Source organism: Haladaptatus sp. T7 (genome assembly GCF_026008575.1).
Classification (GTDB): domain Archaea; phylum Halobacteriota; class Halobacteria; order Halobacteriales; family Haladaptataceae; genus Haladaptatus; species Haladaptatus paucihalophilus.
On the sequence record NZ_BROP01000001.1, the window covers coordinates 704302 to 719384 of the forward strand.

16 protein-coding genes are annotated in these 15083 nt (G+C 64.0%); 7 read left to right on the forward strand and 9 right to left on the reverse strand.

The annotated features are described in order from the left end of the window. The first annotated feature begins 49 nt into the window (after window positions 1-49). Window positions 50-982: a methenyltetrahydromethanopterin cyclohydrolase gene (mch, locus tag OPC11_RS03910; protein ID WP_264781062.1), complete on the forward strand. Its 933-nt coding sequence runs from the start codon at window positions 50-52 to the stop codon at window positions 980-982. Beyond that, window positions 979-1464 (forward strand): hypothetical protein, encoded by a 486-nt coding sequence (locus OPC11_RS03915; protein ID WP_264781063.1) that lies wholly within the window; start codon window positions 979-981, stop codon window positions 1462-1464. The genes mch and OPC11_RS03915 overlap by 4 nt, the downstream gene beginning before the upstream one ends. Window positions 1465-1488: 24 nt before the next feature. On the opposite strand, the gene OPC11_RS03920 is transcribed toward OPC11_RS03915, so the two are convergent. After that, window positions 1489-2244 (reverse strand): DUF4037 domain-containing protein, encoded by a 756-nt coding sequence (locus OPC11_RS03920; protein WP_264781064.1) that lies wholly within the window; start codon window positions 2242-2244, stop codon window positions 1489-1491. Window positions 2245-2555: 311 nt separating this feature from the next. Here OPC11_RS03920 and OPC11_RS03925 point away from each other — a divergent pair, with 311 nt between their 5' ends. Both OPC11_RS03925 and OPC11_RS03930 read left to right on the forward strand, forming a co-directional pair. Next, window positions 2556-3338: an NAD(P)-binding protein gene (locus tag OPC11_RS03925; protein WP_264781065.1), complete on the forward strand. Its 783-nt coding sequence runs from the start codon at window positions 2556-2558 to the stop codon at window positions 3336-3338. A gap of 70 nt (window positions 3339-3408) precedes the next feature. After that, a complete protein-coding gene (locus OPC11_RS03930) occupies window positions 3409-4086 on the forward strand; it encodes an HAD-IA family hydrolase (protein ID WP_264781066.1) in 678 nt (225 codons plus the stop codon). Between the two features lie 24 nt (window positions 4087-4110). Here OPC11_RS03930 and OPC11_RS03935 read toward each other — a convergent pair whose 3' ends face one another. From OPC11_RS03935 to OPC11_RS03955, 5 genes are all read right to left on the reverse strand, one after another. Continuing rightward, the gene (locus OPC11_RS03935) at window positions 4111-5757 is read right to left on the reverse strand and encodes a GTPBP1 family GTP-binding protein (RefSeq protein ID WP_069450842.1); all 1647 of its coding nucleotides are present in this window, start codon (window positions 5755-5757) and stop codon (window positions 4111-4113) included. Window positions 5758-5847: 90 nt separating this feature from the next. Beyond that, entirely contained in the window at window positions 5848-6846 is a 999-nt protein-coding gene (locus tag OPC11_RS03940) for a restriction endonuclease (RefSeq protein WP_007983532.1), read from the reverse strand. 67 nt (window positions 6847-6913) lie between these two features. Further along, a complete protein-coding gene (locus OPC11_RS03945; protein ID WP_264781067.1) occupies window positions 6914-8326 on the reverse strand; it encodes a BGTF surface domain-containing protein in 1413 nt (470 codons plus the stop codon). Between the two features lie 164 nt (window positions 8327-8490). After that, entirely contained in the window at window positions 8491-9036 is a 546-nt protein-coding gene (locus OPC11_RS03950) for a J domain-containing protein (RefSeq protein WP_232423745.1), read from the reverse strand. A gap of 79 nt (window positions 9037-9115) precedes the next feature. Beyond that, complete coding sequence (locus OPC11_RS03955) at window positions 9116-9622, reverse strand: GNAT family N-acetyltransferase (protein ID WP_069450838.1); 507 nt, start codon at window positions 9620-9622, stop codon at window positions 9116-9118. A gap of 133 nt (window positions 9623-9755) precedes the next feature. On the opposite strand from OPC11_RS03955, the gene hmgA reads away from it, so the two are divergent. After that, a complete protein-coding gene (hmgA, locus tag OPC11_RS03960) occupies window positions 9756-10967 on the forward strand; it encodes a hydroxymethylglutaryl-CoA reductase (NADPH) (protein WP_264781068.1) in 1212 nt (403 codons plus the stop codon). A gap of 144 nt (window positions 10968-11111) precedes the next feature. Then, entirely contained in the window at window positions 11112-11252 is a 141-nt protein-coding gene (locus OPC11_RS03965) for a hypothetical protein (protein WP_007983542.1), read from the forward strand. Window positions 11253-11298: 46 nt separating this feature from the next. Here OPC11_RS03965 and OPC11_RS03970 read toward each other — a convergent pair whose 3' ends face one another. Together OPC11_RS03970 and OPC11_RS03975 are read right to left on the reverse strand one after the other, a co-directional pair. Next, window positions 11299-11820, reverse strand: a complete 522-nt coding sequence (locus OPC11_RS03970; RefSeq protein WP_007983544.1) for a DUF5817 domain-containing protein — start codon at window positions 11818-11820, stop codon at window positions 11299-11301. Window positions 11821-11872: 52 nt separating this feature from the next. Next, window positions 11873-12427 (reverse strand): NUDIX hydrolase, encoded by a 555-nt coding sequence (locus OPC11_RS03975; protein ID WP_007983546.1) that lies wholly within the window; start codon window positions 12425-12427, stop codon window positions 11873-11875. Between the two features lie 173 nt (window positions 12428-12600). Between OPC11_RS03975 and OPC11_RS03980 the strand changes: the two genes are divergently transcribed. Continuing rightward, a complete protein-coding gene (locus OPC11_RS03980) occupies window positions 12601-14343 on the forward strand; it encodes a hypothetical protein (protein WP_264781069.1) in 1743 nt (580 codons plus the stop codon). 35 nt (window positions 14344-14378) lie between these two features. Here OPC11_RS03980 and OPC11_RS03985 read toward each other — a convergent pair whose 3' ends face one another. Next, entirely contained in the window at window positions 14379-15083 is a 705-nt protein-coding gene (locus OPC11_RS03985) for an SDR family oxidoreductase (RefSeq protein ID WP_264781070.1), read from the reverse strand.

Below are 15083 nucleotides of genomic sequence, written 5' to 3' on the forward strand. Positions count from 1 at the left end.
TCGGATCCGAACCCGGAACGGTTTACCGGACGACCACCAATCCCGTGATATGGAGAGTCTCAACCGGATGGCGCTCGAACTCGTTGACGAGGCCATCGACTTCGCGGACGAACTGAACGTCGCCGCGTACGAACTGGACAACGAGGCAACCGTCCTCGACTTCGGCGTCGAAGCGAACGGCGGAATGGAGGCGGGACTCCTCCTCGCCGAACTCCAGACGGCCGGACTGGCGACGATACAGACCCGGATGGGCGACGTAGCGGGTGCACCGATTCCGCACGTCGAACTCTCGACCGACAACCCAGCGGTCGCCCTGCTCTGTTCGCAGAAGGCGGGCTGGGAACTCGGCGTCGAGGACTTCGAGGGGCTCGGAAGCGGCCCCGCACGCGCGCTGGTCGCCGAAGAGGACGAATACCGCCGCGTCGGCTACACGGACGCGTTCGACTTCGCCGTTCTCGCCGTCGAATCCGACACGCTCCCGACGGAGGAGGTCGCGGAGCACGTCGCCGACCTCGCGGAGGTGAAAACAAACTCGGTCTACCTGCCGACGTTCGCAACCGGGAGCATGGCGGGAAGCGTCACCGTCGCGTCGCGGGCCGCCGAACTCGCCGTCTTCCGCCTGACGGAACTCGGATACGACCCGCTCGACATCCGGTCGGCGATGGGGTCCGCCCCGGTCGCACCCGTCAGTTACGACGAGGCGACGGCCATCGGCCGGACGAACGACGCGCTGGCCTACGGCGGCAAAGTCCACCTCACCGTGAACGAGGAGTTCGACCGCTTCGACGAACTGCCGTCCAGCGCGAGCGAGGAGTACGGCACGACGTTCGAGACGTTCTTCGACGACGCCGACTGGAACTTCGAGGAAATCCCGGAGAGCGTCTTCGCCCCGGCACAGGTGACGGTGGACGTGGTGAACGGGCCGACGCACGTCCTCGGGGAGACGAACGACGACCTCTTGAAGACCAGTTTCGACCTGTGAAGTTCAAACCCATCCCCGAAGCGCCCGACGGCCTCGACTTCGTGAGCGACGTCCAGCGTGCGGTTCCGCTGATTCCCGGCACGGAAGACGACTGCTGTGCCCGGTTGATGCGACGTATCGGGTTCCAGAGCCGGGACGTCGCGCGAACGTGGCTCACGTTCTTGCGCGCGCTCGAACTGGCAAAGGAGACCGACAGCGGATTCGTCCGTATTCGACGCGACCCGGACGAGGAAGCGCTCGCCGAAGCACTCCAAACCCGCGTGTACGGCGTCTCGACCGTTCTCGACGTCCTTCCCGAGGACGAGTGGCTCGAATCCGAAGCCGTCTTCGAGCGGTTCAGCGACGAGATTCCCACGTGGGAGCGGTACAAGGACCCGACGCGGGTGGAGGACGTGTGGCGCGAACGCGTCGGAAACATGCTGGAGTGGGCGGTGCTGTTGGGCCTCGCGGAGCGGTCGGAGGACGGCTATCGACGGACGTGACGGAGAGCGAGACAGATGTCGTCCTCATACGGGGTCGTACTCCGGTTCGAACAGATACGGTTTCAGCACGCGGCGTTCCGACAGGCCGAAATCGAGTAACCGACGTTCGAAGTCGGTCATGAGCTTCGAGACCACCGCTTGCTTTTCCTCCGCGTCGTCCCCCAGAACGACCGTTTCGAGCCTAGATTCGAACGCCGTCGGCGTCCACGAGAGGGTCGAAAGTTCCGCGCGTCGCCACTTCCGGTAGGGCACGAATCGACCGTCGAGCAGGAAGGGGAGCGCCATGTACCCCTCGACCGCCCGACGGAGGGACAGTTCCGCCGTCAGTGGGTCGTCGCGTCGGAACGCCAATCCGGAATCCAACGGTGCGTTGCCGGTCGCGTGATACCAGTAGCTGAAACACTTTTCCTCGCGCACCGTCGCCGGATAGTCGTCGTATCGGCCGAGCAGGTCGGTCACGACACCGGTCGGGTCGGCGAGCACGTCCGCGTTCGCGTGAACGTACAGCGCGGTGTCGTCGTCCCAATCGGCGAGGTCGGCTTCGATACGGTCGAGGGTCGTCCAGTCGAGTTCGACGAACACGCCGTCGTGTTGGCGCGTTTCTCCGGTGCTATCGCGGGCGGCAACCGCGTCCGGCGTGGCGACGACGCGGAGTTCGACGTCCGAGTGGTCGTCCGCGTGCCCGAGCGCGACCGAACCGTGGAGCAGAACACCGAGAACGTCGTCCGGCGCGACGATTTCGTCGGCGAGTCCGGCCGCCGCGTCACGAAGGTATGTCATGTCGTGGATTGGTCCCGATTTAGTATATAAAATCACGGGGCGAACGAGGAGTTCGACATTATACAGTTTAACCGCAGTTATAGAATACAAATACTATTTCGAATAGCGTTATATGTATCCGATACATCTAACTAAACCGTGAATAAGTGTTCGAATGTCCCGAAGAGTTGGGCAAGAGTATCCATATTTGGAATTAAACTGGGCCAGATCGGTACGACCGTCCCCGCTGCCGAATCCGCCACGGATGGAGGACGGCCCGGCGAATCCGGGGATTCCGTCGGGCGTCCGCCCGAGAGCACCGGCGACGCGTCATGAAGGCCACGTCCATTCCGCTCGGCGCGTTCGTTCACAGAACGCTGTTGCGCCGACTGTTGCGACCGGTCGCGGCGTTCGCGTTTCTCGTCGTGGCGGGCGTGGCGGGGTTCAGTATGGTTCACGGCGTCGGCGTCGTGGACGCGCTGTTCTGGTTGTTGGACCCCACGAGCATCGAACTTCACTTTCAGACGCACGAGGGGCCGGAAACCCTCGTCAAATCCTACGCCATCGTCGTCCTTTCGGGACTCGTCGTCGTCGGCCTCTGGATAGGCGAGACGGTCGTTTCGGCGACGTTCGGCGGGCAGATACACGAGGAACTACGACACATGCAAATGCAACGCGAAATCGACCGCTTGGAAGACCACATCGTCATCTGTGGGTACGGAACGTTCGGAAAGACCATCGCCGCCCGACTCGACGCGGACCGCGACGTGGTGGTGATAGAAACGAAGGAGACGGGATGTCAACGGGCCACCGACGACGGATTTTCGGTGGTCAACGGCGATGCGCGGCGCGAAACCGTGCTCGCCGAGGCGGGCGTCGAGCGAGCGGAGACGGTCGTCGGCGCGATAGACGACTCCAACGTCAACATCCAGATAATCATCGCCACGATCCAACTCGAACCGGGGGTGAACCTCATCGTCCGCGCCGGAGACGAGACGTACGAAGCCCTCGCTCGGCAGGCCGGTGCCGACGAGGTGATAATCCCCGAAGTGGTGAGCGGAGAGCAGGTGTCGATGGGTCTCTCGCGCCGGGAACACGAGGAACCGATTTCGTAACCCTGCTAACACGGGGTCGAAAGCGTACGCGAGACGTTCGCTTTTACCCGCTCGATACGTAGAGTGGAAAGTGACCATCGACACGTTGCTCTTCGATTTGGACGACACGCTGTTGGAGTACGAACAGCGCTCGGAGGACGTACTCGCGGCGTCGTTCGATAGTGTTGGCATCGACCCGTTTTTCGATATTCCCGAGTATCACGACCGTTACGACGAGTTTCTCCAAGCGGGACTGAGCGTCAATGAACAGCGGGCCGACTGTTTCGCGGCGATTGCGCGAGACGAGGGGTACGACGAGGAAACGGGACGGGCGGTCGCAACCGCGTTCGCCGACGTTCGGGACCACTCTCGGGTACGGTACCTACCGGGGGCTTCGGAGACGCTCGAAGCGTTCACTGGGGAGTACACACTGGGAATCGTCACGAACGGGGCACCCGAAATGCAACGGACGAAAATGGCCGCACTTGGTATCCGGCAGTACGTAGAGACGGTCGTGTTTGCGGGTCACGACACGCCTGCGAAACCGAACCCCGAACCGTTCGAACGCGCGCTCTCCGAACTTGACTCGACATCCGAGCGTACCCTGCACGTCGGTAACTCGCTCGAGACCGACGTTCCCGGCGCGAAATCGGCGGGAATCGGAACGGTGTGGGTTCCGGCCGACCGGAACGAGACTCCGGAACCGACCCCGGATTTCGCGTTCGAGACGCTGCATCCGCTCGGGGAACACCCGTGGCGGACACCGTAGATTTCGCCGGGAATTCGAAACAGCCTACTTTCCCGGATTCACGTCGGTCACGGTGCCGACGCCCTTGCTCTGTCCTTCGCGGAAGACGAACCGCTGGCCTTCCTCGAGGAGATAGGGGCGGAACTTGAATCTGACTCGCGTCGTGCCTTTATCTCCGGGCAAGAGGTGGCCGCCCTCGGGTTCGAAGACGGCGGTTTCGCTGATGGTTTCGAGGTGGACGACGGGTTCGTAGCCCGTCCCGATTCGGGTGGGATGGTTGAGCACCATCACCTCGGCTTCGAACTCGCGGACGGGTTCCGGGTCGGAATCCGCCGGGAGCAGGACCATCCCGCGTTCGATTTCAGGTTCTCGAACTCCTTTCAGCGCGATGCCGACGATTCGGCCCGCCTTGGCCTCGTCCACGCGGTGATAGTGCATCTCGATGGAACGGACTTCGACGGTCCTGAACTGCCCGTCCGACATGGGGCCGAGGAGTAGTTCGTCGCCAGCCTCGACCGACCCGGAGTTGATGGTGCCGCTGGCAACCGCGCCGACGCCGGTCACGCTGTAGCTCCGGTCGATGTACATCGTGAACTCGCCGCTGTCGGCCGTCGTCTTCGGCAACCGCTCGAACATCGTATCGAGCGTGTCGAGGCCGTCCATCGTGACCGCGCTGGTCAGCAGAATCGGGACGACGTTCTCGTCCACTTCCTCGATTGCCACGTCGACGCCGTGGCGTTCGACGCGAAGCGGTACCTTGCCGACCTCACGGAGGAGCTGTTCGACTTCGCGTTCGACCTCCGTGGCCCGCTCCTCGCTCACTGCATCGGTCTTCGTGATGGCGACGATGGTCGGGAGTTCGGTCGCCAACAGGATTCCGAGGTGTTCGCGCGTCGTCTTCGTCGGGCCGTCGTCGGCCGCGACTGTCAACAGGCCGTAGTCGAGTTTCTGCCCGACGAGGCCGCGAATCGTGGTTCGAAGCCACGGTTCGTGTCCCACGGTGTCCACGAAGGAGACGAGGCGGTCGCTCTCCTCGACCACCCGCGCACGGTCGGACTTTCGATGCGGGTTGTCCATGCGAACCGGTCCGTCATCGTCGTCGAAGCCGTACACAGCGTAGGAGAGGTCGGCGCTGAGACCGCGCTGTACTTCGTGCGGTTGGACGTCGAGATAGCCGCGCGTTCCGCCTTCGCCGTCGTCCGCTTGCCCGGTGACGAGGCTACCGACCAGCGTGCTCTTGCCGTGGTCCACGTGGCCCGCCGTCCCGACGACGATGTGTTCGCTGTCGATGTCGAGGACGGCCCCTTCCCGAATGGTTGCGACACCGACCAGCCCGCCGCTCCCGTTCCGCGTCGAAGCGCGAATGCTGGTCTCGCTTTCGTCGATACCCCACGTCTGTACGTCTTCGATGTGCGCACCCGCTTCCTCGGCGAGCAGCGACAGCACGTCCATCGATTCGGAAAAGGCGTCCGGGTCGATACCCGCCAAGCCGCCGTCGTCGGTCACTCCGACGACGTACGTCGCCACGCCGTCGCCCGAAAGGACGCGGTGTCGTAGTTGCGCGGCCAGACTTTCCATCCGCCCGTGGGCGAGGTGGATTTCCCTCGTGAGTCGTTCCTTGAACTCCACGCTGCCGCCCTCCTGCTCTCCCCGGTCGAGAGCGCGCTGTAAGGCGGCGCGGTCGGCGCTCATGGGCGCGAATTAGGGACGATAGGCCAAAAGGGTTACCCGCGTTACAGGCCGGTTCGCACCGAATCGATACGATGCGCTCGGGAGTTATATTTATGTCTCGACGGTCAGCGTCTCGTCGTGGCTGAACTCGGTTCGAACGTGGTCACGTCGGAGCCGCCCCGTCGTAACGATGGTCGCGTTCGGCGCGTCGGCGTCGATGGAGAAGACGAGCCACACGGACGTCGATTCGCCGCCGTCGAGGACGCTCGGCTGAAAGCCGGTCGCGTTCTTGAGCGGCTGATGGCCGTGAAGCGTGCCGTTCGACCGGAGCGCGAACGCCTGTGGTCTGAGACCCAGCGAATCGCTCCCGGCGTTCGTGACGTTCATCGAAACGAGCAGAAACTCCTCACCGTCATCCGGCTTGTACACACCGTCGTCGCCGCTTTCCGGGTTCAGCTTCGAGACTCGTTTCGCGTTCCATCGCACGTCGAGCGCTCCTGTCGCGTCGGTCGGGGCTGTGGAGTTCGCGGTAACGTTCCATCCGCCGTTCGTCTGCACCGTACCGCCGGTGCCGAGGATCATCGGCGCGACGACCGTCGCGGCCACGATGGCGAGGATGGCGACGAAGACGACGGTCACCGCTTTCCGGGGAACCTCGTCGGGGAGCGGAACGGATTCCGGAATCGAAATCGGGAGGGAAAAGCCGTCTTCGTCGGAGTCCGGTTCGTCGCCCCCGCCGTCGGCGAACCGTTCCACGAGGTCGTGGAGCTCGCGCGCCTCGACGATGGTCCGGAGTTTCTCGCCGTCCACCAACTGCACGCCAGCCTGTGAGCCGAGCTTCTCGGCGTCCTCGCTGAACGTGCCCGGCGTCACCACGGCACCTTCGTTGACGCCGAACTTCTTGCAGATTCCCACGAACTGCTGGAGTTCCTGTCCGCTAACGGCGTTCCCCGTTCCCGGCTTGGTCCAGATGAGCCCTTCCGCGCCGTCGCGTTGGAGGGCGACGAACGACTTTCCGGATTTCTCCGTCACCGTCGTCTGCCAACCCTGTTTCCCCCAGAGGGCGGCGACGAACTCCGGAAATTCGGACTCGGGTATGTGTCGTATCATGGTCTGAAGCGGGGCTCCCGGTTACTGCAGGTATGCTCAGTCATCGTATAAATATTATCGGACACGTCTATCGGCCCCGTCGGAGGACGAGGACGGCCGTCGCCACGAGCGCGACGAGCGCGACGGGAACGCCGAATCCCGGCAGCCCGCCCTCGGACACCGACTGTGCGGTGATGGTCTGCTCTGTCACGACGGAGGGAAGCGACATCGTCGTGGTCGTCGTCGCGTTCGTCGCCGTCGTTGTGGTCGTGGTGGTCGTGTTAGTGGTGGTCGTTGTGGTCGTGTTAGTGGTGGTCGTCGTCGTGGTCGTCGTGGTCGTCGTTGTCGTCGGCGGCTGGGCCGACGCGACGACGGCGGGAACGGTCGTGTCTTGGTCGCGGAGTTCGACGTAGAACGACGTACCCGGCTCGACGCCGCCGAAATCGAACGTCGCACCGAACGTCCGGTCTTGTGTCACCGTCGGCGTCTTCGGCTGGAAGAACGACCCGGACCCCTCCTTGTACGCGGTCACGTTGACCGTCGTTCCCGGCGCGAGATTGGTCGTTCCACCAATCGTGGGATGTTTCCCGACGATAAGCACGTCACCGGAGTAATCGAGCGAGACGCGGCGTTTCTCGACGGAGACGTTCGTGGTCGCTCGCTCCGGTTTGGAAACTAACGCGTTTTCCTCGCCGATTTCGAACGTCGCTTCGTACCTGTCCCCCGCCTCGATTCCGTGGTCGTCGGTATCGACGACCAAATAGAGCACGTCGTTCTCGTCGTCCATCACCAACCGCGTCGCCGTATCGCCGTCGAACTCGTTCGGGACGGTGTTCCGCTCGGCGTTCGTTTCACGGAAACGGATGCTGACGTTCTCATCGCTTCCGTCGAGCATCGACTTTTTCAGGAATCCAGACAGGCCGGACGCGTTGAGCGCGAGCACGAGTTTGTCGCCCTCCGCGACCGTCCCGTTTTCCGCCGGTGACGCCGCTTTGGACAGTTCTTTCGGGGTTTCGAACGTCGAGACGTCGGTCGCCGCCGGAAGGACGAACGTGCGCATGTTCCCGGTCGAACGCTTTTCCACCGTGAACGAACTGATATCCTGCGTGACGCCGTTTACCGTGACGTTCATGTTGTAGACGCCGGGTTGCAGCGGACCCGCTGCCGGAGCGACCTTCGGTGACCCCTTGATACCACCCTTTTCGAGCGAGACGACTTCGGTCGGGTCGTCGGCCCGGTAGGTATTGAGGTCGAGCGTTGTGGTCCCCCCGGTCACGTTGACTTGGACCCAAAATCCGTGTCCCGGCGACCAGATGTTGACGGTCGCCGATTTGGAGGCGTGAACGGTTATCGGAATTACATCTCCCCGATTGTCCGAGGGCGTATCCGACGAGAAGTTGGCGCTCTGGCTACTCGCACCGACGGACAAAATGGGACCGACGGCGAGCGAACAGAGGAGGACCGTGACGGCCAGCAGCGAAACGGCTCTGGAGACCCGCATCAGCTGACAACCTCACGACAGAACATGGGCCTCTCGGTGTGAGGTTCGAGATTCCGGCACATCTGGGACCTGATGGCCGGTGGCGTTAGTGTCGGCATGGTTTAGTACGAGATGTGTTATGAACCATCCGTAATAAATTCGTCCGTCAGTACCGCGGCTGATAATCAGCGGTCGTTCCGAACCCGTTCGTACGCCCGGTTGACACGCTTGAACGCCTCCTCGTTCCCGTCCGCCCGGTCGGGATGGACGCGCTTTACCTTCTCGCGGTACGCCTGCCGGACCGCATCCTCGTCGGCGTCCGCATCGACGCCGAGGATTCGGTAGGCTTCCGTCGGACTCGGACCGGACGACCCATTGACGGTAGTGCGCCCGCCTGCCGCTCGACCGCCGGTTCGTCCGCGGCCCTGTCCGGTCGCTTCCTGTCGTCCCGCGGCTTGCCAGCGCCCTCGCTCGCTCGCTTGCCGTCGCGCCTGCTCGCGTGCCGCACCCGGAGACGGTCCGAAGCCGCGGCTCGATTCTCGGTACGCCTCCCGCTCGACCTTCTTGGCGAGTCGCCCCGTAGCGTGATACCAGAGGATGCCGGTCGTGATGGCGAACGGGACGGCGAAGATGACGAGAACCAGGTTGTACGCGAATCCCAACGAAACCATCGAAACGGTAATCCCGGCGAAGATGGCGGCAATGCCGAGCAAGAGACGCGACCTGTGCACGGTTTCGCTACGGGTGGATGGGTGTTAAGCCTCTCGCCGCTACGAGTTCGCCGGGGGAACCCGAAGCGACTCGCTTTCGTCACTTCGAGAACTGGTGGTAGTAGACGATTGCATCGTACGTGCCGCCGGTGAACAGGTCGACGACGCGCTCCTCGATTCGTTCGAACCCGTTGGCCTCGAAGAACGCGCGTCCGCGTTCGTTCTCGGTGAAGATGGGGGCCGACAACTGCGTGAACCCGCGGTCGCTCACGCCGTCCTCTATCGCGGTGAGGAGGTCGCTTCCCACGCCCGTCCGCCACTCGTCGGGGTCAACGTAGATGCTCCGTATCTCACTCTCTCCGACGCGTTCGGGGTCGATGTCGGTGGTGGCGTACGCGAACCCGACCGGTTCACTATCCGCGGCGGAAACGAGGAATATCGCATCGTCGTCGTTGAGTTGCGTTTCGAGTCTGTCGGAACCGTACCACTCTTCGAACGCGACCTCCTGTTCCCGTTCGGAGAGGAAGCCGTAGGTGTGGTCCCACGCCGAACGAACGATACGACGGATGTCGTCCACGTCGTCTACCGTCGCCGGTCTGATTTCCATATGGACAGAACATCCACGACGAATAAAATGGTTGCTGGCCAGTTTTCGGGGACGCTCGGGAGCCAGGTGACTGGCGGCGGCCGCCCCGACCGAATGGGCAACTGTTAGGGGTTGGGACGACAACCGGCGAATCATGACCGATGCAGACGACCTCGCAGAGCAGGTACTGGCGGGCGACCTGCGCCTATACGAACTCGAAGACCACGCGGACCACGATACGGCGGCGGCGGCGCGCCGGAAACTCCTCGAATCGGAAACGGATGCGACGCTCGATACCGTCGGGCAGTACGCCTTCCCGGCCGAGGACGCCGAGACTGCCATCGAGAACATGGTCGGGACCATTCAGGTTCCGCTCGGCGTGGCCGGGCCGGTCGCCGTCAGCGGCGGGTCGGCCGACGGCGAGTACTACCTCCCGCTCGCCACGACGGAGGGGGCGCTCCTCGCCAGCGTCAACCGTGGCTGTTCCGTCATCGATTCCGCGGGTGGGGCGGACGTACGGGTGACGAAACAGGGGATGACCCGCGCACCCGTCTTCCGCGTGCAGGGAATCACGGAGGCCGAGGAGGTCGTGAACTGGGTTCGAGACAACCGTGACGCGCTCGCCGAGACCGCCGAATCCACGACCAACCACGGGGAACTGCTGGACGTGACGACCTACGTCGTCGGCGACTCCGTGTTCCTGCGGTTCGTCTACGACACCAAGGACGCGATGGGGATGAACATGGCGACCATCGCCACCCGCGAAGCGGCCTCGCTCGTGGAGGAAGAGACGCCCGCGAGTCTCGTCGCGCTGTCGGGGAACCTCTGTTCCGACAAGAAACCGGCCGCCATCAACGCGGTCGAGGGCCGCGGCCGGAGCGTCACAGCCGACGTGAAGATTCCGCGCGAGGTCGTCGAGGAACGTCTCCACACGACGCCGGAAGCCATCGAGGAGGCGAACACGCGAAAGAACCTCGTCGGCAGCGCGAAGGCCGGGGCACTCGGGTTCAACGCCCACGCGGCGAACGTCGTCGCCGCCGCCTTCCTCGCGACCGGCCAGGACGCCGCGCAAGTGGTCGAGGGGAGCAACGCCATCACGACCGTCGAAGCCCGCGAAGACGAACTGTACGCCAGCGTCAGCATCGCCAGCCTCGAAGTCGGCACCGTCGGCGGCGGCACGAAGCTGCCCACGCAAGCGGAAGCGCTCGACGTGCTGGGACTCCGCGGCGGCGGCGACCCCGCCGGGAGCAACGCCGACGCGCTCGCGGAGATAATCACGGTCGGCGCGCTGGCGGGCGAACTCTCCCTCCTCGCCGCCCTCGCGTCCCGGCACCTCTCCAGCGCGCACGAGGAACTGGGGCGGTAAACCGTCCTCGGCTGTAAATCGGTGTGTCGATTTCGTCCATAAGACCAAACTGTTTTTGTAGGAAACTTATTATGCTGGACGACGACTATTTGTTGGCACTCGCGGGGACGCCCCCCGCGGCGTGCCACCCAATGGTGACTCCCGATGGCAACATCACCCTCCGACGGGGACGCACCGATAACGGAATCCCAAGCGTATTACGTCCTCCAGTTTCTGAAGCTGTTGCTCACCGTCGTCACGTTGCTCGTCGCCGTCTGGAAGGCGCTGAACGGTGCGCTCCCCTGAGTCGGGACCGTCCCCCCGACTTTCGGACCCGAAATCGGCCGTGGGTTCAAACGCGACGGTAGCGTCCTCGACTCTCGCTGACCTCGCCGCGCCGAGCGAGTTTGTCGAGTGCCCGTTCCACGTAGTCGCTCGAAACCCCGCGCTCGTCCGCGTATCCGACCACTTCCGCTTCGGTCGGCCTGTCGAGGGTTGCGAGCGCGTCCAGAACCACCTGTTTTTTGCTTTTGCTGGCGCTCTGGCTCGAATCGCGGTTCGCGGCCGCGCTGACCGCCTCGGTATCGACCCCGGAGCGGTCGAGGAACTCCTCGTCGTCCATTCCGGCCGAATCGGCTTGCGAATCCATCTCCGCGAACGAGTCGAGTTCGGCGAACGCCTCGCCGTGGCCCTGTCGGTTGGCGAGCATGGACGCGCGCATCTCGCGGGCGTGATCCTCGTCGTCCGTCTCGACGAATTTCTTCAGCTTCTTGAACGTTCGGCGTTTCCCACAGCGCGGACACTGCGTCGTTTCGGGCCGTCCGTCGACGATCCACAGGTTGCTACAGCCGTTACACCCCACGACGCTGTACATACCGTTTCGTTCCGCGCCCTCCCTGTTCAACCCTCCGCTCGTGTCAGCGCCCCTATTCGCCGAGCAGTTCGTAGTAGAGCACGCCGAGCACGGTCCGACCGTCGTACACGCCGTCGTCGGCGATTTCCTCGCGGAGGCCGTCGAAGGTCGTCGTCGTTGGTCGGATGGTCTCGTTGTGGTCCAACTCCTGCTCGCCCGTCGGCACGCAGTCGTACGCGACGAAGTAGTGATGCACGCTGTCCGCGAACCCGTTCGCCGGTTCGACCGTCGTGAGGTGGCTGACCCGCGCCGCCTCGTAGCCAGTCTCCTCGACGAGTTCGCGCCGGGCCGCGGCCGCGAGATCGTCGTCGGCCGGTTCGACGCCGCCGACCGGCAGTCCCCGCGAAACCCGCGACACCGCCTGTCGCCACTCCTCGATGATGACGACATCGCCGTCTTCGGTGAAGGGGAGGACGACCACGCTCTCCGGTTCCGTGATGTAGTCGAAGTCGGTTTCGGTGCCGTCCGGCAGTCGAACGTCTTCGTTACGGACATCGAATCCCGGACACGAGTAAGCGACGCCTGATTCGAGCGTCTCCCACGCGAGGGAGTCGTTCTGGGGAGCCATACCGGAGTTGTTTCGAGCGACGGCAAAGGCACTTCGGTTTTCGAACGTCAACATATTGTAAAGTTCACTGTGGTTTCATGATGGTCGCTCGTTAAGCCGTCGTTGCCGTCGTATCCCGAAGAGAACGGTTGTCGTGTTTTATTCGATTCGGCGTCGAATTCTTTCGGGGATTCATGAATTTCGAGCGGGTCAGCAGACGTGGGGTACTCGCGGCGACGGCCGGAGTGGTCGGGACGGCGGGAACGGTTCGGACGACATCCTCGGCCGAAGCGGCGGGAATGGACGGGAACCAAAACGGAACTATCAGCCACATCGTCATTTTCGGGGGGAGTCCGAACGACGTCATCGAATACGGACTCACGGTGAGCGGTCGGCTACAAAAGAGCGGGCGGAGCGGCGGTGCACCCATCGCCGACCGGTACGTCACCGTCGACCGGGAGGACGACATCTCGAATCGGGGACAGCACGCCAGCGGTGCCGTCGCGGGCGGCGGCGACGCGTATCGCTTCACCGGGCGCATCACCCGATTTCGAGTCTCCCTCTCGGCCGCCCGGCGGAACGATGTCTCGGTTTATCTCGACGGTCGGCGGGTTCGGCCGGACGAACTCGGCGATGCGCCCGCCGCCAAGACGCCCGTCGAGTTTTTGGACTGCAACACCGCGCGGGTGACCGGGACGTTCCGGGGGGTTCGGATGCACACCAGCTTCTGGGACGAGGCGGGACTCGGCACGAACTGGTTGTTCCCGGGTCCAATCAGCGGAACCACCGTCCTGCATCCGGCGGCGGCACACGACTCCTATCCGTTCGCCATCGACTCGGTGAGCCTCGACACCCGGAAACTGGAGACGCCGGGGCAACCGGCGACGTTCACCGCGGACAATCCGTACGCGGGACCGTGGTGTCGGGAGACGGGAGCACCGAACGGGAAACTGCCGAATCACCTCGTCATCTTCGGCGGGGCTCCGGGCAACGCCGTTCGCTACCAGTTCTCCGTGAGCGGTCGGCTACGGAAGAGCGGGCGGAGCGACGGCGCGCCCATCGCCGACCGCTACGTCACCGTCGATGCGGAGGACGAACTGTCCGGGAACCGCGCCCGTGGAGCGGTCGCGGGGGGTGGCGACGCCTATCGATTCTCCGGCGACATCACCGCGTTCGAAATCGACGGCGACGCGACCGTCTACCTCAACGGGCGGCGAGTGAACCCGGACGAACTCGGTGGAGAAAACAACGGGACCGGCGACGAGACGGGAGGTAACGAAATGGACGACAAGAACGGAAAATCGTCGAAGCGCATCGAATTCCTCGGTTGCGAACGGGCGGTAGTGACGGGCGACTTCGAACGGGTGACTATCGATACGTCGTGGTACGGGCCGGGCGGGTTCGCCACCTCGTACAACGAAATCGGTCCGGTGAGCGGCCGGACGCAAATCGACAGGTCGAACGTCGGCGACATCGGGGAATCCGGGTTCGTCATCGTCACCATCGCCGCCTACGAGTCGGGGAGCGCCGAGCCGACGATATCGAAGCGCAACCCGAACACGGAAGCGTGCAACCGGAAGATTCGTCCGACGACGGAAACGACCGAGACGACGGAAACGACGAGTCAGACGACCGAGACCGAAACACAGGGGAGAACGACGCGGGAACCGGAGACCAGCGGGCAGACGTCCGAACCGACGACAGCGCACCGGGGAGAGACGACCGACGGTGCACCCCGTACGTCACGAGAACCGAGCACGCCGGAGGAGAGCACGGCGAACGACACCCCAGCCGAAGCGACGGACACTGGGAGTGGAACGTCGAGCGAGAGCGGAGGAGGGACGAGCGGGAGTGGAAGTAGAACGAGCGGTGCAGGAACGGGAGAGAGCGAAGCGAGCGGAACGAGCAGCGGAGAGAGCGGCAACGAAAGCGAGTAAAACGGGTCGCTGTCGGAAGCAGAAACGAATCGAACTCAGACCGAATCCGTCAACCCGCCATCGACGCGGATGTTCTGCCCGGTGACGTAGCTCGCCGACGGCGAGACGAGATAGGCGACGGTATCCGCGATTTCCGACGTGGCCGCGGGGCGGTCCATCGGAATCTCCGCCCGCGTCTCGTCGTCCACTTCGTAGCTGTCCACGAAGCCGGGGAGCACCGCGTTCATGCGGATACCGTCCGCGGCGTAGCGGTCGGCGTACAGTTTCGTGAAACTGCCGAGTCCGGCGCGGAGGACGGAAGAGACCGGGAACTCGTGGCTCGGTTCGAACGCCGAGAAGGTGGAGATGTTGACGATGGAACCCTGCCCTCGCTCCTGCATGACCGGCGTGACGAGCCTCGCGGTTCGAACCGCGTTCAGGAGCACGAGGTCGAGTCCGGCGTGCCACTCCTCGTCGGAGATGTCGAGCAGGTCGCCCGTCGCGGGGTGGCCGGTGTTGTTCACGAGCGCGTCGATGCGTCCGTATCGCTCCGTCGCCGCCTCGACCAGCGCGGCGAGGTCGTCGGTGTCCGTCACGGAGCCTTCGAACCCGACGCCGCCGAGGTCCTCGGCGACGTCGACCGCGGCACCCGATTTCGAGAGCAGGACAGGCGTGTACCCGTCGTCGGCGAGTCGTCGTGCGCACGCTTCGCCGATGCCGCGCCCGGCGGCGGTCACGATTGCCACTTTTTCGGAGGTCAT